The organism is Serratia myotis, assembly GCF_027474885.1.
Classification (GTDB): domain Bacteria; phylum Pseudomonadota; class Gammaproteobacteria; order Enterobacterales; family Enterobacteriaceae; genus Serratia; species Serratia proteamaculans.
The window spans coordinates 2,350,202-2,367,705 of record NZ_CP099707.1 but is presented as its reverse complement, the minus strand read 5'-3'; the positions used below and the strand labels follow the sequence as shown (position 1 = coordinate 2,367,705).

19 protein-coding genes are annotated in these 17,504 nt (G+C 49.7%); 1 reads left to right on the top strand and 18 read right to left on the bottom strand.

The window, feature by feature from the left end; genetic code table 11:
• Window positions 1-47: 47 nt before the first annotated feature.
• From NHG65_RS11330 to NHG65_RS11320, 3 genes are all read right to left on the bottom strand, one after another.
• Window positions 48-3,221 carry a tail protein (tape measure) gene (locus NHG65_RS11330; RefSeq protein WP_499183355.1) on the bottom strand — a complete coding sequence of 1,058 codons (3,174 nt, stop codon included), beginning with the start codon at window positions 3,219-3,221 and terminating at the stop codon, window positions 48-50.
• Between the two features lie 64 nt (window positions 3,222-3,285).
• Window positions 3,286-4,425 carry a hypothetical protein gene (locus NHG65_RS11325; RefSeq protein ID WP_499183354.1) on the bottom strand — a complete coding sequence of 380 codons (1,140 nt, stop codon included), beginning with the start codon at window positions 4,423-4,425 and terminating at the stop codon, window positions 3,286-3,288.
• A gap of 94 nt (window positions 4,426-4,519) precedes the next feature.
• Window positions 4,520-4,861 (bottom strand): type II toxin-antitoxin system antitoxin, encoded by a 342-nt coding sequence (locus tag NHG65_RS11320; RefSeq protein WP_499183353.1) that lies wholly within the window; start codon window positions 4,859-4,861, stop codon window positions 4,520-4,522.
• An 82-nt stretch (window positions 4,862-4,943) separates the two neighbouring features.
• Between NHG65_RS11320 and NHG65_RS11315 the strand changes: the two genes are divergently transcribed.
• The gene (locus tag NHG65_RS11315) at window positions 4,944-5,834 is read left to right on the top strand and encodes a phage antirepressor N-terminal domain-containing protein (RefSeq protein WP_499183352.1); all 891 of its coding nucleotides are present in this window, start codon (window positions 4,944-4,946) and stop codon (window positions 5,832-5,834) included.
• Between the two features lie 73 nt (window positions 5,835-5,907).
• Here NHG65_RS11315 and NHG65_RS11310 read toward each other — a convergent pair whose 3' ends face one another.
• Genes NHG65_RS11310 through NHG65_RS11240 form a run of 15 tightly spaced genes read right to left on the bottom strand, consistent with a single transcriptional unit; the run spans window position 5,908 to window position 17,429 of the window.
• A complete protein-coding gene (locus tag NHG65_RS11310; RefSeq protein WP_499183351.1) occupies window positions 5,908-6,582 on the bottom strand; it encodes a DUF6246 family protein in 675 nt (224 codons plus the stop codon).
• A 52-nt stretch (window positions 6,583-6,634) separates the two neighbouring features.
• Window positions 6,635-7,387 carry a phage tail tube protein gene (locus NHG65_RS11305; protein WP_499183350.1) on the bottom strand — a complete coding sequence of 251 codons (753 nt, stop codon included), beginning with the start codon at window positions 7,385-7,387 and terminating at the stop codon, window positions 6,635-6,637.
• Window positions 7,388-7,412: 25 nt separating this feature from the next.
• Complete coding sequence (locus NHG65_RS11300) at window positions 7,413-7,796, bottom strand: phage tail termination protein (RefSeq protein ID WP_499183349.1); 384 nt, start codon at window positions 7,794-7,796, stop codon at window positions 7,413-7,415.
• Window positions 7,793-8,161 (bottom strand): HK97 gp10 family phage protein, encoded by a 369-nt coding sequence (locus NHG65_RS11295; protein WP_499183348.1) that lies wholly within the window; start codon window positions 8,159-8,161, stop codon window positions 7,793-7,795. The genes NHG65_RS11300 and NHG65_RS11295 overlap by 4 nt, the downstream gene beginning before the upstream one ends.
• Before the next feature lies 1 nt (window position 8,162).
• Window positions 8,163-8,513 carry a hypothetical protein gene (locus tag NHG65_RS11290; RefSeq protein ID WP_499183347.1) on the bottom strand — a complete coding sequence of 117 codons (351 nt, stop codon included), beginning with the start codon at window positions 8,511-8,513 and terminating at the stop codon, window positions 8,163-8,165.
• Window positions 8,510-8,821 carry a hypothetical protein gene (locus NHG65_RS11285; RefSeq protein ID WP_499183346.1) on the bottom strand — a complete coding sequence of 104 codons (312 nt, stop codon included), beginning with the start codon at window positions 8,819-8,821 and terminating at the stop codon, window positions 8,510-8,512. The genes NHG65_RS11290 and NHG65_RS11285 overlap by 4 nt, the downstream gene beginning before the upstream one ends.
• Window positions 8,821-9,201: a DUF7370 family protein gene (locus NHG65_RS11280; protein ID WP_499183345.1), complete on the bottom strand. Its 381-nt coding sequence runs from the start codon at window positions 9,199-9,201 to the stop codon at window positions 8,821-8,823. The genes NHG65_RS11285 and NHG65_RS11280 overlap by 1 nt, the downstream gene beginning before the upstream one ends.
• Window positions 9,202-9,203: 2 nt before the next feature.
• A complete protein-coding gene (locus NHG65_RS11275) occupies window positions 9,204-9,533 on the bottom strand; it encodes a hypothetical protein (RefSeq protein ID WP_499183344.1) in 330 nt (109 codons plus the stop codon).
• A 35-nt stretch (window positions 9,534-9,568) separates the two neighbouring features.
• Complete coding sequence (locus tag NHG65_RS11270) at window positions 9,569-10,600, bottom strand: major capsid protein (RefSeq protein WP_499183343.1); 1,032 nt, start codon at window positions 10,598-10,600, stop codon at window positions 9,569-9,571.
• 11 nt (window positions 10,601-10,611) lie between these two features.
• A complete protein-coding gene (locus NHG65_RS11265; RefSeq protein WP_499183342.1) occupies window positions 10,612-11,046 on the bottom strand; it encodes a hypothetical protein in 435 nt (144 codons plus the stop codon).
• Window positions 11,046-12,419 carry a DUF2213 domain-containing protein gene (locus NHG65_RS11260; RefSeq protein ID WP_499183341.1) on the bottom strand — a complete coding sequence of 458 codons (1,374 nt, stop codon included), beginning with the start codon at window positions 12,417-12,419 and terminating at the stop codon, window positions 11,046-11,048. Before NHG65_RS11260 ends, NHG65_RS11265 begins: the two co-directional genes overlap by 1 nt.
• 40 nt (window positions 12,420-12,459) lie before the next feature.
• Entirely contained in the window at window positions 12,460-13,482 is a 1,023-nt protein-coding gene (locus NHG65_RS11255; protein ID WP_499183340.1) for a phage minor head protein, read from the bottom strand.
• Entirely contained in the window at window positions 13,427-14,842 is a 1,416-nt protein-coding gene (locus NHG65_RS11250; protein ID WP_499183339.1) for an anti-CBASS protein Acb1 family protein, read from the bottom strand. The genes NHG65_RS11255 and NHG65_RS11250 overlap by 56 nt, the downstream gene beginning before the upstream one ends.
• Before the next feature lie 11 nt (window positions 14,843-14,853).
• Window positions 14,854-16,410 carry a terminase large subunit domain-containing protein gene (locus NHG65_RS11245; protein WP_499183338.1) on the bottom strand — a complete coding sequence of 519 codons (1,557 nt, stop codon included), beginning with the start codon at window positions 16,408-16,410 and terminating at the stop codon, window positions 14,854-14,856.
• Window positions 16,407-17,429 (bottom strand): terminase small subunit, encoded by a 1,023-nt coding sequence (locus NHG65_RS11240; RefSeq protein ID WP_499183337.1) that lies wholly within the window; start codon window positions 17,427-17,429, stop codon window positions 16,407-16,409. Before NHG65_RS11240 ends, NHG65_RS11245 begins: the two co-directional genes overlap by 4 nt.
• Window positions 17,430-17,504: the final 75 nt, after the last annotated feature.

Genomic DNA, 17,504 nt, shown 5'->3' with positions numbered 1-17,504 from the left:
TCCCGGTAATAAAAAACCCGCCGGAGCGGGTTATAGGTTGTGTGCTGCTATTCAGTAGCCCTGCGCGGGGCTTGGTGGTTCCTGGCAACTGATTGACTCATTGGCCCACCGTTATCCATGTCTGCCATGAAAGCATCAACGGTTAGCGTATTGCCTGACTGTGATGCTTGGTAATCATAAGTATGCGAGCCTGACGAATAGTCATTGAAGTTAACCACGACATTCATTCCCCCACCCTGCATGTCCTTGTTGCTGACCACCTTCCCGTTATCACCAGGGATCATGTACTGACTACCGTTAGAGGCCTGGTAGATTTCAGGCATGCCGCCTTCACCTACCTGATACATGCTTCCAGCAGACACTGGGCCGCCATTCTTGCGTTTACCGGATAATGTCTTGGATAGAGCAAAGGCACCTACCAGCGCAGCACCACCAATGATTGCCGCCGCACCGAATGAGCCAACAGAAGCCACCAGCGCAGCCGGTAACCATGCGGCCATTGTCGTACCCGCAGAAGCTACGCTTGTCGCCGTTGTCGTCGCTGTAGAAGCTACCTGTGCCGTCGTCACGGCGGATATGGCAGTCTGTTGAGCAGCGGCCCCCATTATGGCTGACCTAGCCTGCTGAATACCCATATCAACAAAGGTCTGAATAACACTGCTCAGAACGGTATCAGCAAGCCCTCTCATAGCATCAGAAGCTGATTGCGTGCCAGTGATGATGCCGGATAGTGCGGAGCTGGCCCCTTGCCCGAACGAGTCAACAGCAGCGCCCAAAGCCTCATAACCAATACTCTGCTGAGTAAACAGCGCCCACTGCGCATCGGTGCGTGCCTTTTCATACTCCATATTGGCAGCATTCATTAACGCTAACCCGTTCGCTGTTAAAATCCCTTTTTGCGTTTCAAACTGCTGAATCAGTGCTAGCTTTTTGGCATGCTCATTAGCGAGCGCCTGCACAGGATCCACACTGCCTTGAGCCTCCTGCATTGGCGTTACTGCTTGCCCAGCACGTATTTGGGCCAAGGCAACCTGATGCTGCTGTTCGAGTTGTTCAGAGGTAGTGTTGTATTGCTCCTGGGTGATTTTCTTCGCAGCGAGAGCAGTATTTAAATCCTTCACATCCTGCGTATAACTGGCTTTTTCTTTGGTTTCAGGCAGTAGTTTTTCAGCCGCTGCTTGCGCCTTGATGGCGTTTGCTGTGTCCCACTTTTTCGCCGCATATTCACCGGCCAGGGAGATCTGCGTTTGCGTTGCGCCTTTACCAAGTGATTGCTGAGCATTGAGGATGGCTTGTGCCCTGCTTAGCTCGCTGGTCGATTCGGCGGCAGGAGCAGCCTGCTGCTTAAGATTTGCCAGCTTCTGAGTAACGCTTTCAGCTGCATTAGCATCACGTTTTGCAGATGACCTATCAGAAGTGTCTTTTTTCTTCTGGTCGGAAAGTTTCTTGGTTAGTTCAAATTCTTCCTTTTTGGCATCCACGTACATTTTTGTCTGTTCAGGATCAAGGCCTTTATTCGCGGCAGCTATTGTCGCCCGATATTCAATGGCGGCTTCTTTCCCCCTTACCATTTCGAGGCGTAGGGCAGCGATATTTTGCTCTACAGACTTAAGCTCTTGCTCAAATGTAAGTTCTGTCTTTTGCCCAAGAGCTGCCTTTAATTTCGCAACCTGCTTTTCGGTTTCATCAGCTGAAACCCCTGTTTCAGCAAGAGCCTTGCGAAGACTATTTTCGGCAGCCATTTCCTCAGCAGCAGCCAAACTTCCATGTATCGCCTTTTCCAATATTTCATTGGACTCTATGACTCCCTTCATGGACTTGTCATAAACTTCATTGGCAATGGCTGTGGCTGTAGTGGCGTCACCAGCTTTACGTGATTGCTGAGTGAATTTCTCAATACGATCATTTGCGACGCGCACTGAATCGGCTAGCTCAGATGCACTCTCTTTGGCGAGTGTTAAACTCTTCTCTAAATCAGCTATATATTTTGTTGAGCCACTAATTGATTTTATGGTGTTGATTGAGTTTTTAATCGCTTCAACATCTGCTTCAGCTCCCTTCAGTGATTCCTGATCTATATCAAGCCGTATTTTTGTTTTCGCTGCAGCTGCATCAGCCTGCACTTTGGTGAGGTATTCAGTGCGCTTTGCTGCGTCATCTATTTCTTGCTTATATTTTTCAATTTTTGACGTGTCATTCATCGCCTGGTAGAGAGAATAAACACCTGCAGCGGCCAACAACAAAATGCCAGAAGGGCCTCCAAGTAAAGCTAGAGCACCTCTAGCCCCTGATACAGCCACAGCCTGAACCTTTGAGGCAGTTGTCAGTCTTTCTGTTGCAATGGTTGCAGCATCATTAGCTTTTGCAACAGTCGTTACTGCAATAGTCTCTAAAGCCACGGACTGTGTTAATTTTTCACTGGCTGTTGCTGAGGCGAGTTTCGCGGCTTTAACCCTATCCTCGGCGGCAGTAACTTCTTTTACAGCCTGATTGGACTGCTTAATGATTTTTGCTTGCGTAGTCTCAACTGCATTCCTATCTCTCAGTGCCTGGGCTACAGCTTTCTCTGAGTTGGTTATTTCAAGGTTTGCTTCTGATTGGCGCAAAGACTCTTTCTGCCGCACCAGTAACGCCTCAAGCGAGGTTATATCTGCTTCTTTCCGAGCAAAGACTGCCTCAGCTACTTTTAACTCCGATGTCGCTGTATTGGTTGCCTCTTCCGCAAGTTTCTTCTCTGCAGCCGCTTTCGTGACAAGTTGAGACGCTGATTCTTGTAACGCCATTGCTTCTTTTTTAGCTGCTACCGCGTTTTCTAATTGCGCATTTGTAGCTGCGATTGCTTCTTTCGCATGCTTGATTAAGGCTGAGGTGGCAGAGCCAACGTTAGATACATACCCGGCCCCCAACTGGCTTGCAACCGTGCTTAATGCGCCGTGGAACTTGTTTTGCGAATCAGTAGCTACAGCAGCAGATTCAGACGACGCGCCAATTTTCCCAGAAAGCTGAGCTAACTGGGTAGAGAGCTTATTTACCTCGGGCATTGCGAGTGCTGATGCTACCCCCTTAGCCCCCTTGCTTAGCTTTTCGAATCCCGGAGCAGTATCATTGGCCGCATCACCCAATGATGCTAATTCAGCCTTGGCTTTGTTGCTGCCACTCAGAAGCGGGGCAACATCTATATCAACTTCATAAACCAACTTACCGCCATCTTGCTCTGCCATTCACTTTTCTCCAGGCAATAAAAAACCCACCATATGGTGGGTTGGTTTTAAATTATCTAATCCTCTATAACGAACTGCTTTTTTGGTTATCTTCTTCTTTTAAACATGCATCAATGTTTTTAAAATTGTATTGAAGATAAACCCGACCAGCATCGCTGCTTGCGGCTCTCGCTTGAATTACAACCGACAATAAATCGCTCTTTAGTGGCTGTTCCTTTGATCCTTTCCATTCAGAACCAAAATATCGCTCTTCTTTAAGTAACCCCATCATCCAGTCTTGCGGATCCTTCCATATAGACCCAGGCAACAAAACATCAGTAGCCTTTCCATTACCATAAACAGATGTAAGTGATTCTGAAATACCTTCAACTCTAGCCTTTAGCGTAAGACCATGACTGTCTGTATTTATGTCCCTGCTGATAGCACGAATCTGACACAAACCAACTTCAGGAGATATTACTAAACCGTAATTTTCAAAATCAGCATTTTTTTTAGGAACAGAATCAGTTGCATAAAGGTTAAAACTGTCTGGCACCATCTTTAACTCAACTCCGGTCATATCTTCAATATTCTTTTTAGTTAACCCAATTTGTAGCCCTAGCGGCCCAGAACCTGGAGGAAGCAATGCTTCTTTTGCTCCATGATCTTGAGCGACAACTGATTTTTGGGATATAGACGTTGACGCAGGAGTTGCTGAGTTACTAGTCGAAGGTAGTGATAATCCATATTTTGCCGACAACAATCTCTGCTGTAACATCGCCTGACTTTGCTCCTGGGTGGCGATTGTTGCCATTTTTATCGACCCGATTAGGCCACCATTATATTGTTCTGCATCTTTTTTTGCTGCAGATATCTCATGCGAAATGCTTTCTAATTCAGATGCCAACTCACCGGCCAGTTTAGGGTCTGGGTTAACGCCACTTGTGACGACCTCAATTTTCGCCCCAGACTCTATCGCATTTATTCTTTGTTGAATAAGAGCCTTGTTGGTTTTCAGGATTTCAAGTCGTGCTTTTACTAGGGACTTTATCAGCCCGCCGCTTAACATTTCATCCTGTTTGGCAGCATTTTCAATATCGTTATCAGTTGTAGTTAGTTCGGTTTTTAAACTCGTGATTTGTTGCACCTGTTCAGGCGAAAGTTCTTTTTGACCGCACCCAGAGATCAAAATACTCAGCAATGTAGCAATGACTACCTTTTTCATTTAGTCCATTTCCCATAGACAAGTAACAAGTCGTTACATGGTAGCAGAGGGTGCGGCGGTGGCAACGAAAAAACCCGCAGCTAAGTGGGCTTTATCATTTCTTTTCTCTGTCCAGCTTTAGGGCTCTTTCAGCCGCTCTGTTAGCAATTTCTTCAAGAATTTCACTTGGAAGCACGAACTCTTTAGCTCGCATTAGAAAGCCATCTGGGCCATCCATCGGAGAAATATTATGCCTGCGAACTGCATCGAGCAGAACGGCGACAATCTCAGCGTTAACCGAACGCTTGTTATCGGCAGCCATTTCGTGAACGGCGTCCTTCAAATCTTGAGGTAGTCGAACATTAATTTGTGGATCACGGCTCATGGCAATCACCTGAGTAAAAACGATGTTGACATAGTAGCCAACTGCTATTACATTTTCAAGCAAGGTAGCCATTGGCTACCAATGAAATAGCGAAGCCCCAACTGCGGGAACAGTCAGGGCTTCTAATTTGTCAGCAACCTTGTGAGAAACCGACATGAACAGTATATCAATTCTTGAGGCAGTTAACACTTCGTCCGTCCAGTTCCATGGGCAACCGCTCATTACAGCAATGGTAACTGGCGTGGCGTATGTTGCCATGAGGCCTATCGTAGAGAATATCGGGATAGACTGGGCTGGGCAGACCGTAAAGCTTAAGAAACAAAAAGAAAAGTTCGGGTGTTGTGATATCGCAACACCTTCTAAAGGCGGCGTACAATCTATGCTTTTCCTTCCTTTGAAAAAGTTAAATGGTTGGCTTTTCAGCATCAACCCTGAGCGGGTTCGCGCCGACATCCGCGACAAGCTGATCGCCTACCAGGAAGAATGCTTTACCGTTCTTCATGACTATTGGACGAAAGGATCAGCCTTACGTAAGCCAGCAACAACCGTTGACGACCGCACCCCACTACGCGACGCGGTCAACATGCTGGTTAGCAAAAAGCACCTGATGTACCCAGAAGCCTATTCAATCATCCACCAGCGTTTCGCCGTAGAGAGCATAGAGGACTTAACCCCCGAGCAGATCCCACAGGCTATCGAATACGTGCACCGCTTTGTGCTGGACGGTGAATACCTGGGTAAGCAGATGGAACTGCAAACACCTTCCAGGCAATTTACTGATGAGGAACTTTGCCACCTCTGCTGGCTATGGAAATACTCTGCCCGAATGGTTGAGCTTATCGTCGATATAACCCCACTGCTTCGGGTGGCGGAACATAGACTGCTCGGCGCATATGCTGGCGCGTCCCATGAGTACCCTATGCATATCAATAAAGTTCGCAGAATTCTTGATAGAGAAACCGCCCACATTGAGTGCAGCCAATTCCGATCTGACAACTGGAGAATTCTTAGACAACTAAGGATTGAACACCCATCCATTAGATGATGGGGCACCCCCTAAGGAATTAAATTAATCGGCGCAAGGACGCGCCATAAAGCAAAAATCCCACCTAAGTGGGCTACTTCCCTTTCGCCAATCGCCGTGCCTTCTTCTTCATGTACTCATCAGCCACAGCGTCATACTCTTCGGCAGTGAAGCCTTTCTGTTCTGGATACTTAGCGTTTATCAAAAGCTGAAACTCGGTCATTGTCAGTTGCTCGGCTTCTGCTCGTGGCATGCTGAAGTGGTTACGAGCTGCGCTGATGTACTCGAAAGCGCTGAACTCTGCCACGTAGGCGTTTGTTTCATGGCGCTGTAGCTTACGCACTTTCGCCTTACCGATGATGCCGTGGGTGATCAGGGACTGTGCAAGAACGATAATGTCGCTTGGTGGCATACTGCCGCGACGGAACACAAACGCTCTCTTCCCTCTCTTGCTTGGCCTTAACTCCCCCACCAGCGAACTAATATCCTCTTTGCAGCACGCCTGCATGACGATCATACCCGCATAGATGGCATCACTACTGAATGATGGGGCATTGATATGAGCAAGTAACCACCCAGGAATCTCTCCATATGCCACTATGGCAGCCTCAAGCAATCTCGGTGCGTCACTGGTATGTAGCTCAGCGAAGCGCTCTACAATCGCCGTTGGCGAGCCGATACGGGTCATGTTGGCGAAAGATGGCCGGAAGAAATAATCGTGTTGGGCATCTGAGATAAGCATCTCGCCGATTTCAGTCATTGGGATCATATTGGCCTCGAATAATTATCATCAAGGGCACATAGCATGCCCTTTGTGATAGTTACGCGGTGACAGTGGCCGCGTATGTCGCCGTTTTGCTGCCATCTGTGGTGGTGACAACAATGTTAGCGGTGCCGGTCGCTACACCAGTGACAGTAACTGTACCGCCAGATAGTGTTGCGGTTGCTTTCGTTGGTGCGGATGACGTAACGGTAAACGTCTTGTCTGTGGCATCAGTTGGCACGACGTTGACGGTAAAGGTTGTTGTTGCCCCAGCCGCCACGCTACCGCTGGTTGGCGTGACTGTAACTCCTGTTACAGCAACATCAGGTTCAACCTTCGTTACTTTTACCGTACTGGCGTCTGACACTTTAAATTCAACAGAGAAGGTCACGATATCATTCGTGCCACCATCTGCTGGCGTCAGATTGCTGATAACCATATAGCCGACAAACTCAATTGGGCCGACCTCCATGCGCACCCACATTGTAGGTTGCCGCATGGCTTTCATTTCCTCTGAGTAATAAACCATCAGGTTGCCAAACCCAAACTGGTCTAATTTGTCATTTTTTCTCACTTCACCTTCAAAACTTACCGTGGCGTCAGAACTGGTTGTTAATGTTTCTACCCATCCGGCGGTGTCGTCCGCATCTGAAGTGGTGGTGTTTGGTGCGAAGTCCAAACCCTTAGATGTGCCAGCCGCTAAAGACTTAAACTCAGCTTCTGTTGGCTCAACATCAGGACAGCCAAGAGCCACTTCAAGCACAACGGCTCGACCGAACAACTTGCTGTTGTCAGTTGCGCAACCTTGCATATTTGCTTACCTCTTTGATTATTGATTACTCGCCATACAGGCAAGCGAATTGCAGGCGATAGACTAATCGCCCTTCAGTTGTTGAAACTGGTGATGGGATACCGCCGAAATTCTCGATATGACCGATGCAGTCATTTGGCATGGGGTTAGCCTGGATATGGTTGATAATTGCCTGAACTGCGTTATCTGCTGCCTCATCCTCTTTATCCGCGCCAATTACATCGACCAGAATGTAATACTCACTGCCAAGCTCATTTCGTATGGGGCTACCGCCGTTTGGCCGGAAAACAATAAATTGGTCGGACAAATCCTTTGTATCCCGCCACCGCAGCATTTGAGCGATAAAGCCTGTAGTGAGACCAGCATCTACAAAGTAATCGCGCACCCGGTGATGCATAGCAGGCGTCATAGCTGCATCTCCTTTTTAATGGCTCGTTCGATCTGCGCTTTGGTGTCTTCGAAGCCTTTGGTCAGAAACTCTTTCTGAGCAGTAGCGCGGCGGAATTTTTGCGGGTTATTCGGGTCATGCACGTAGACGGCGTAATTAGCCGAATAGCCAACCCTTCCTGTCACCCTGGAACCATTGACTGATATTTCGCGGTACTGGCTATTGAGAAGAGTAGATGTGTCGATTGGGGTATACAGGGCCGCCTGGCTGCCACCAATCAACAGAGCGGACTGAATCGCCCGCACAACCTTCCTGCCTTGAATATCACCGATCAGCCGATCCAGATTGGCCTGGGCCTCACGGATACCTTTCACCTTCACAGCCATATCAAACCCCAGTAATGATTGCCCAATCGTCAGCTATGCGGTCGAACGTGTCAGCGTAACGGATGATATGGCGAACCTCGTCAGCACCTTCGACCTTGGTCGGGTCAAGCGCCGCAGATGTACCTATCAGGATGTAATCGCCCTGCTCGGCTAGAGCGTATTCAGTCCAGTGAGTGTTTTTGACGACAAACTCCAAACCGATGTCACCCAGCCGCGCTGTAGCGTCACCGCCGTAGTCGCACATGATGGAAATCGGAGCTAACCACTTCTGCTTTCCGTATTCATCCGGTGGGCCATCCTTTCTCCATACGGTAGCCACTGCCGTATAGCTCCAGTTAGCAGCGGCACTCATGAGAGATAGTCCTCATACTGATAGGGCTCACACTCCTTACATCCAACCACAGTGAACCCCACCAGTTGCTTGTCATCACTGTAATTAGCGGCCACTCGTCCACTGTAGGGCGAAGCCATCGCGTTGAGAAAGCCAACAATCCCAATGCTGATCACACCGTTACCGCTCCGGGAGCATACGAATGGGATGTCAGACGCCAAAAAGGCCTCATTGCATTCAACGCGATGATTAACGAGCGCTTCTGCTGCTGCTGCATCCAGGGTGAAAAGCTTGTTCAGTAGGTCAGCAATTTGCTTGCTTTCAACCATCAGCAACCTCCCGAAACGAAGAAGAACCCCACGCTGTTACCGGCACTGATTGGCAGACTGGCAGTACAACCACTGGTATCGAGTTGTGATAGAGAGGTACGCAGCCAGGATAGCGCGTCTTCGCCGTATTCGAATGAGCGGCTCGCACCCGATGGCGCACTCTGTGATTTGATCTTCCTGGCCCCGGACGAGGCGGACATTAACGCCACAGCGTAGAGTTTAATCAACTCCTTGGTGCATTCGTCATAACCCGCCCCGTCCAAGCACTCATCAATGCCATTTACACGGCACAGAATCGGCGTCAGCACCGCGTCTGGAATGGAGTACCCCAGCTCAGCCAGAAATGCTTTAACCTGCTCCTTGGTGATTGGGGTCGCCATAGTTACTTACCTTTAGCCGGTTTCATCAATTCAGCGATCTGGCCTTTTGCCGTTTCCAGCTCGGCAGACAGCTCTGTATTTTTGTCCGCCAGCTCGTCACGTTCAGTGGTCAATGCCGCGTTGATATCAGTCAGCTTTTTTACGTCACCGTTAGCTGCTTCCAGCTCGGCAGACAGCTTTTCAAACACTGCATTGGGCGTTGCCACTTCAAACGACTGATCGGCGATTGGTGTTGCTTTACCCACCAGCCAAAGTGGCAATTTGTCACCTTCAAAAAAATCACCTTTTGCCAACTTGTGGCTGTCGTGAGTCACTATCCATTTCTGGGCCATAAATACTCCAGTAAGAGGGGCCAAAGCCCCATCAGTTATGCTTTAGTGAGTTGAACGTAACCAGCCTGGCCGTTAGCGTCATGCTTGAACTGCGGAGCAGCAGCAGCCAGCACAGTGAAGACATAATCGTCTTCAGGGTTTTGGCGGGCTTTTGGTCGCATGGTCATCGGCATACCGTTGAGGATCTGAACCACGTCAGTGCGTTTAACAACGCCAAGCAGCTCATTGACTGGCACTTTTGAACCAGGAACCAAAGCCGCCACACCAGGGATTTCCATAAGTCGGGACAGAATGGTCTTCGGATAGTTTGCCGCATAGTCGTTCACTGAGGCATAGAACCAGTCTTTGTAGTTCAGGTAGATAGTTACTGGCGCATAGAAGTTTTTATTGTGGAGCAAGTTAATCAGATCGGAGATCGCCTCAACCCACTGCGCTCCGGTTGCACCATTCAGGTCTAAAGCATGCGTCCCGGTGCTACGATTTGGCGCTGTTCGCAGGCCGTAAATAGTCGAGCCGCCGACGTTAATGGCTGGGTCGCCGTTAAGAACCATGTCTTCCAGCTTCTCTGCTACTTTGCGCTGATGGTTCGAAATGGCGTCACTATCCAGTGAGTAGCCCTCGGTCTGAGCTGCCAGCATTTGCCGCCAGCCGAAAACTAGCTCACTGTCGATGATTGGCAGTGGTGTACCTTCATACGCCATTACCGGCTGATCACCCTTCGCTTTACCGCGACCATCCAGGCTAATATTTACATCGCCAGAATCGGACAAAGTCATGAAGTAATGTACGATTTTACCCAAGGCCATTGGGCGAGAAACAGTGGCCGCCAGGTCGTTAAATACCGCCAGCACATCACGCTGCACGGTAATTGCCGAGCGATCCCACTCACCCCATACGTCTTTAGGCAGCACAGAGGCATTACCTACCAGGTCATCATATGCAATGAATTGACCGTTGGCGTCGTTAACAGAAAAACCATGCTGCACTGCCATGTTTCGCTGCATCAGATCCCAGCGGCGACGCGCATTAATAATCAGCGCCTGCTGTTGCTTGGTAAACTTTAACATTCGTTTTTTCCTTATGCCTTGGCGTACGGAGTGGAAAGGATCGCCACGTCAGCGAAACCTTCCGCCGCCAGAGTGCGCCCTGCTTTTTCGTCGAAAGTCGCAATGACCTGATCACCTGTGGCGGCCGCTTTAAAAATGCCGCTTGCGCCAATGGTAAGTTCCTGTCCAACGGTGTAAGCCGCTGCTGCCAGACGCACGTAATACTCCTGCTCACCTTCTACGCGATAAGCCACACCGGTTTCATTTGCCGCATACGCGGTATTGATGTCCTGGCCGATAAAGCGGCGATTGCCGAGAATGAACCAGCGACCAGTAGTATCCGTTGCTACAGCCAGTTTCCCAGAAGCGACTTTCACCGCTACGCCAGGGTTAAGAGCAGCAGCAACCTGAATGTTCAACGTTTCCGGCTCACGTTCTACTGGGCCGCGATAAATGACGTTCGCCATTATTTATTCTCCTGTTCCATACCTGCGTTCAGGTCATAATCCTTCCACTGATCATTCTCAGCGTTAGGCTGATACTGGAAGCCTGGATTCAAGCCCTCAGTGGTTTGGCATTGCGCGTAGAAACTGTCCAGGGCGTTACCCTGCAGATCGTTAACAGCAGCGTCGTCCAGTTTGAATTTAGCTTTCACAGCCTCACGCTTGGTTTTCAGATCTTTGTCGGCATTTACGGACATCTGCTGCTTGATAGACGTCAACTCGGCAGTTAATGGGCCAAGTGCCGCATTTACCGCAGCAGTAATGGCTTCAGCATTATTGGCTGGCAGAGTCGGCGCAGGTAGGTTCTGGTTGTAGGCATCAAAGACTTGATCGTCGGTCAGCCCCTCGGTTTTAACGCCTTTCGCATTGAGCGCGGCGATCATCTTTTCTTTAAACATCGAGTTTCGTTCTCCGTTGGTTTTAACTTCGTCGTATTCGACTTTCTTCACTACTTCGATGGGTTCGCCAACCAGTTGGGCTGTTTGCGATTCGTCGATCAGGTAGGACTGTTTGTATTTCTTGCCCTGGTCTTCATAGATGAAGTAGGACGGATAAATGGAGTCGATCCAGCGGCGCTGCTCCATATCGCTGTTGCCGTTAAGCGTGTCGCTGATACGTTGGTAAATTTCATCAAAAGAAAGCTGAGAATTGCCGCTTAAAAAGAATTTTGTTTTATTCAGCATCCCCTCTTTTGTCAGGTCTGACGCGTCGGAGAGATTGACCTCTTCAATGTCGATCTTGTCACCGGATGAATTAACGAAAATGCCGACACCTTCGCTTGGGGTTCCTGCTCCTGGCTCATCAAGCAAAATAGCCGTATGGTCAAATGCTAAATTTCGCGCTATCCATGAATGCCGCTTTCCTTTGGATTTCCCTGCGTTTTGCTCTCGCTGCAGCAGCAAGCCGGTGGATACATGAATGGGTTCAACGTTATCGCCGTTTGTCATTGCGTCCAGGCGGTCGATCAGTCGCTTGCCCTTCTCCGTGGCCCCGGCGTAACGCTTATTGATATACATGTCCATTGCGACGCGGCCACCGTCCTTGCGGACGTTTTCTTGCCATGCGCCAATATGAAATTGATTTACCGCTCGCGGGTTATCGGCTGAAACGTACTCATTGCCGATCATTGGGTGCCCAGCAGGCATCTTCTTCCCTTCGAGCGTTTTATAACTTTTGTTAATTTCCGCCGCCGGGTATAGGCCTCCGTTCATCACGATGTCATCAACGATCGGCACGACGCCGCGAATAACATAATGTTCTTCGCCGTCGATGGTTTCGGTTGATATGTTGGAGGCGTTAATGGCGAGGGATTTAACGTGGATGCTGGATAGCTTCACGCTTAGTCCTCTGGTAGATTTCAGGCGATAAAAAAGCCGCTTACGCAGCCTCTTGTTGTTTCCAGGCTTCCCGCTCTTTTGCTAAGCGTTCTGCCAGTCCAATGTTAATCACGTTGTCTTTGTCGTCCACAACTGCAGGGATCTGACTGCAGTAACAGTTAAAACGGTTGCCATCCTTGGCGTACCACTCCCGAACCTCTTCAACCGTGTACAGCTTCCCGTGGCGCGATGCATGCCAAGGTCGCGTGGTTGGCTTCAATGCCGACAGGTGCAACAGTTTGGTACGGATCCCCAGCCTATCCTGCGTCCACGTTGTTTCATTCCATTGAGCCTCGCGCAGAGCTCCGACTTGCTCAGTCTGTGCAATCGTCTTTGCCTTGGACATGGACACATCAAGGCGCTTGCTAATCACCTTCATGGTTTCGCGGGGGTTAACGCCACGCCCTATCGCGTCAGCGACTATGTTAGCCAGGTCGGTTCGTGCAGCGTCGCTAATACCCTTCCAATCGCTGTACGTGGACACATACGCTGCAGCAACCTGATTCTGATACGCGGGCGATGATAGGAGAGCTCCAAGTGTGGTTTGCGAGGCATAGACCGGTGATTGTACAGCCAGGTTGGTGTAAGCATTCAACGTACCGCGTTGGTACTCATCCGCTATGTACTGTAGCGCCCATATATCCTGTCCATTACCCGCTAATAGGTAGTCATCCAGAATCGTCTGTATCACCTCCAGAAGGTCAGCTAACTGCTGAGCACTCATGTCATAGATAAACGTTCCTGCATTGACCTGGTAAAGCGTAGCGGGCTGGTCGGTATCGTTTTTAAATAACAGGTACCACGAATGGTTGTTCTCTTGGGTTTCGCGCCCCTTCAGCACCCGATCAAGCAACTCTCTCAGCCGAAGCTTAATTTGGTAGTAGCGCTCCTCAATATCCCTCGCCATCCTGTTGACTGCGCGATAGGACATTGTTGGGTCGGCTTTATTTCGGGGGATTACCGGACTTTTAGGTCTCTTTGTCATCAGTGAGAGGGTCAGGTCGATTTTGTTTGTTGCCATCATCTCCGCCTGAGTCAAATCCAGGAATAGCTTGCATCTCGCCAGCTGCCCTAATCTCGTTCTCTGTTACAGCCGAACGCCCGAATGCATTCTGTGTCTTAACCGCTACATCAGCCTTTTTATCCATGTTAGCGATCTTTTCAGCCTCACTCGGCGCAAGTAAATCTGACCATTCCACGGTTATTTCATCAGAGACAGGTGGGTCTATAACGCCGATAGTCCAGAGGCGAGTAACAATTTCTGTGATTGTGTCTGCCAGAAAGCCATTTCGTCTGGTCATCCTGGTGCGGGCCCAGTCCTTATTGTCTTCTGTAGATGAACGCTCCCCGGTAATTTGCCCAATCAGCACCTTTACGGGGATCGGCACGGTAGAACAGAATGCGCTGAGCGCTGTTCTCCACGTTGGCTCAGGGTCTGAAGCAGTTACAGATAGCACCTCGGCAGTACCAGCTTGCATAAAGCTAGCCGCGTCAGTGTTATTATTTAAACGTCTTGCTTGCTCATCAAGAGCATCAGCAAGCTTGTCGTCAGCCACCCCTAGTGCTTTAGCCAATGCCGAAAAATTGGTTTTTTCGCTGAAGCTGTAATTCAACTGCCGACTGGCATTCTTCAGAAAACCCTCTGATGAACCACCGCTAACTTTTTCGATGTCCAATAGGTTGTTGAACCCAGGCTCAAGTAACGATGTCCCAGAGCCGAGATTCTCATCGTCAGCTCCTTCAGCCAGGATGATCACACGATCGGGATGGACGTTGATTATCCGCCCTGGCTTGGCGTCACGTTGCCCATGCACTGGTAATTCGATAAACGAGTACATCGTAGGCTGGCCAAAGTTTTCACTCTGTTCATCGACTTCCCACGCTATCGGCTCTATCTGAGCTTCCCAGGCAGGAATTAACCGAACCAGCGCCCTTTCCTTCAGTAGTTTCACAGCGCCCGTATTTACTTGCTCCTCCCACCGGCCAGCGCCTTTAAGCTGTATCAGTAAAGCGGAGTATCGACCTACCAAATTTCGCCTGTCTGCCCCGCAAATCTGTTTCCAGCAGCGTTTGAGCAGCTTAGCTATGCGCTTGTCCCATTCTGTTTGCTTAGTGGCATCCTTGGTTTTATCGCCTTCATAAACCTCTGGGAAGTCCTCCCAGCAGTCGAGCATGCGTTTTACTGCTGCACCCGCGATAGCATTGCGCTTATATGCCCTGTAGAAGTCGTCAAAGCACAATTCAACGGGATAACCAAACTCCTGGTAAAGTCTTTCGCGCTTGGTGTTACTGGTGCCACTTAGAAGCAAGGAAAGGTTCCCGGCTCTATCTTTATATTTACTGTTAGCGGCACGCTGTTCTGTTTTCATTTGGCTTTCGTTCACGGTTTCCTCCGTCAGCGCGAGCGCACCAACATGCCAGTAATTAGTTCAGGTGAATGCAGGACACGATAGCGAGTACCGTCCCAGTCATGATCTTCCTGGGTGGTATCAACATCGTCAGGATTTTTGCTATCGCGGACTAAAACAGGGATGCGGCTAATCCAGCCTCGGCAGTATTCGAACACATAGAAGCCTGGGTTTTCGGGTATACCTGACTCGGAACTTTTACCTTCAAGCACCGCCTCAAGCATATCGGCAAAAATAGACGCGCCATTAGTTCGGGAACCAGGGCTTTTATTCGCAGGGATCCACTCTACGCCCTGATTTTCCATCTTATCCGCGATGGATAGCTCATTATCACCAGTGTTGTAGATAGCGCCATCGGCAGGCCCAGGGACAACTTCCGAGCAGATACCCGGCATAATATTTACCTGTCCCTTTCCCTGCGTCTCAGCTGGTTCATCGACCTCTTCACCCACCAGCCGCTGATCTATCCACTTAACGCCTTTCGCGACGTTGGTAGATGACATATTCAAGCCTTTGTTGAGTTCGTCAGGTGGGCAGCCATACCACTCACCGATGAGAATCAATGAGCCAGCCGGAGGACAAAACTTTTTGCCATCAGGAAGCATTGCCTCTGTGCCATCAGACTGAGCCCACCAAAGGTTAGAAAATGGTTTCGACTCCCCCCAGTCGTGGGAACGGTCTACCGTCCAGCCATCCGGTATCCTGAAGGGCTTGATAACGTGAACTGCCTCATTCCATAGGTGATCGAACCGCCCACCGCTGGTTACGTCCCAAGAGCCCTCTACCCATGCCTTTTTACGGTTCGGGTCTTTGATGCTCATCAGGGTTGCGATGTATTGCGGATCGAGATAGGGGTTTTCTTTGAAAGAACCGTGAATAGCTACCCTTGTAAGGGTCACGTCCTCTTCACATTCGGTCTGCGGGTTAAATACTCGCTGCTTTTCACGAATGACTGTTCCACGCGGTGCCGGTTGAATAAAACGCTTCTTAACCCAGGTGTGACCAATGCCGAATGGGTTGGTTGTGCTGAATGTCTCCAGCGGGATCGGCTTGAGCAATGAGCCATTAATTCGAGGGTAATCCTCTGGCCTAAACGATGAGCGGCGGCAGGAGAACATCATTTCGTAAAACTCTGATGACTGCTGCTTGGTCAGCTCATTGAAGCCGATAAACGGAAATTCTTGTCCGTGATAGTCCCAGTAGTCATCCTCTTCACTACCAAATCGAAACAGCAGTTCCTCGCCAGTCGGCCATACCCAGCGCAGCTCTGAAGCAGACGCCAAATAACGAGCCCCATCATTAAACAGCCGGTACATACGCTTAGACTGAGTGATGATGTCAGCAAGGTTTTTATATTCTGTGTCGAAGATAACGCCACGCCAAAAAGTCCCATAACCTACCCCAACATTACGACGGAAACGGGCAAGTTGCGCGGCGGTCTTACCAGGGCCGCGAGTGCCTTCATACAAAATTTCGTCACAAGGGCAGCTTAGGGATAGTGATTGCGAGCCAGGCAAAGGCTTCCATACGGCTTTGTAATTCATTCACCTAATACCCCTCTTTGCTGCTGTTGCGCTGCTTGCTCCCAGTCATCGACGCTATCGCATGATGGTACCGGCATGATGTTATGTGAAATTCCGCCGTCTTTGTCCTTGTCGAGCTCTTTGCGTAGCCGATCAATTTCAAGCTGACGCCTTTCGATCTCCAACGCCTGGAGCTTTTGCGAAAATTGACTATCTGCAAGCCCCATTCGCTTGGCGACGGCCTCAAACATCCGCTCGCGGTTTATCGATAAAATCTCAATGCCATTCTTGCCTACCCGCGTTCCTGAGTAAGCCAGCCTGGCTACGGCATCCAGCTTTCTCGAATCCAGCAGATGTGGCTTGCTAATGCCCAGTCCATCACAGCGAGGGCATTCTTGGTTTGGGGGCTTCGTAGAGTTGTATCCGAACCCACCGGGATCCTGCGGCTCTGGCTTTTTTCGCTCGACTGCCTTTAGCCGCTCCTCTTCGAACTCCACCATGTCACGCCATTGGTAGTTGTGTCCGAAGCCCCAGCAGTACCGACAGCACCCGATACGGTGCTGCGATATTTCGTTAGCGTCAAAGGTGGCTAACTGCCACATCGTCTCAAGCACTTCGTCAGCAGAAATCAGCGCACGTTGCGCAGACTCTTTTTGCTGTTGCGCGATTACGCGCTCGACGTGAGGAAGCGTGATGAGCTGCCGACCGTAGCTTGCATCGCTATACCCAGCGCGTGACGCCGCCTGAGTTGCGTTATTATCTTTAAGATATTCAATGACAAACAGCTTTTGCTGGTCAGTGAGTGTTTCATCTTCAATTAACTCATCTGCGCTTTTTTTAACCTGCGCACTGCGCACGCTCTTGCGCACTTTATTTTGCGCAGGCTGCGCATCACTCTGCGCAGAGGCCTTCTTGATATACCGGCGTGCCGTAGCGTAGTTAATGTCCCGCGCTTCGCACCAGTCCTTGGGGGATATGTTCGTTTTGGCATGGTCGGCGAGGAACTGTTTCTGAAGTGCCCCCCAATCCGGTCTTGCCATGAAATCCTCCAGAATGAAAAAGCCGCCAGCAACGGGAGGCCACTGGCGGCTCTATAACTAAACATTGAATCAGCC

Bases quoted from the DNA above. Each gene is read 5' to 3' on its own strand.
- NHG65_RS11330 (WP_499183355.1), bottom strand. From the start codon at position 3,221: ATGGCAGAGCAAGATGGCGGTAAGTTGGTTTATGAAGTTGATATAGAT.
- NHG65_RS11325 (WP_499183354.1), bottom strand. From the start codon at position 4,425: ATGAAAAAGGTAGTCATTGCTACATTGCTGAGTATTTTGATCTCTGGG.
- NHG65_RS11320 (WP_499183353.1), bottom strand. From the start codon at position 4,861: ATGGCTACCTTGCTTGAAAATGTAATAGCAGTTGGCTACTATGTCAAC.
- NHG65_RS11315 (WP_499183352.1), top strand. From the start codon at position 4,944: ATGAACAGTATATCAATTCTTGAGGCAGTTAACACTTCGTCCGTCCAG.
- NHG65_RS11310 (WP_499183351.1), bottom strand. From the start codon at position 6,582: ATGATCCCAATGACTGAAATCGGCGAGATGCTTATCTCAGATGCCCAA.
- NHG65_RS11305 (WP_499183350.1), bottom strand. From the start codon at position 7,387: ATGCAAGGTTGCGCAACTGACAACAGCAAGTTGTTCGGTCGAGCCGTT.
- NHG65_RS11300 (WP_499183349.1), bottom strand. From the start codon at position 7,796: ATGACGCCTGCTATGCATCACCGGGTGCGCGATTACTTTGTAGATGCT.
- NHG65_RS11295 (WP_499183348.1), bottom strand. From the start codon at position 8,161: ATGGCTGTGAAGGTGAAAGGTATCCGTGAGGCCCAGGCCAATCTGGAT.
- NHG65_RS11290 (WP_499183347.1), bottom strand. From the start codon at position 8,513: ATGAGTGCCGCTGCTAACTGGAGCTATACGGCAGTGGCTACCGTATGG.
- NHG65_RS11285 (WP_499183346.1), bottom strand. From the start codon at position 8,821: ATGGTTGAAAGCAAGCAAATTGCTGACCTACTGAACAAGCTTTTCACC.
- NHG65_RS11280 (WP_499183345.1), bottom strand. From the start codon at position 9,201: ATGGCGACCCCAATCACCAAGGAGCAGGTTAAAGCATTTCTGGCTGAG.
- NHG65_RS11275 (WP_499183344.1), bottom strand. From the start codon at position 9,533: ATGGCCCAGAAATGGATAGTGACTCACGACAGCCACAAGTTGGCAAAA.
- NHG65_RS11270 (WP_499183343.1), bottom strand. From the start codon at position 10,600: ATGTTAAAGTTTACCAAGCAACAGCAGGCGCTGATTATTAATGCGCGT.
- NHG65_RS11265 (WP_499183342.1), bottom strand. From the start codon at position 11,046: ATGGCGAACGTCATTTATCGCGGCCCAGTAGAACGTGAGCCGGAAACG.
- NHG65_RS11255 (WP_499183340.1), bottom strand. From the start codon at position 13,482: ATGATGGCAACAAACAAAATCGACCTGACCCTCTCACTGATGACAAAG.
- NHG65_RS11245 (WP_499183338.1), bottom strand. From the start codon at position 16,410: ATGAATTACAAAGCCGTATGGAAGCCTTTGCCTGGCTCGCAATCACTA.
- NHG65_RS11240 (WP_499183337.1), bottom strand. From the start codon at position 17,429: ATGGCAAGACCGGATTGGGGGGCACTTCAGAAACAGTTCCTCGCCGAC.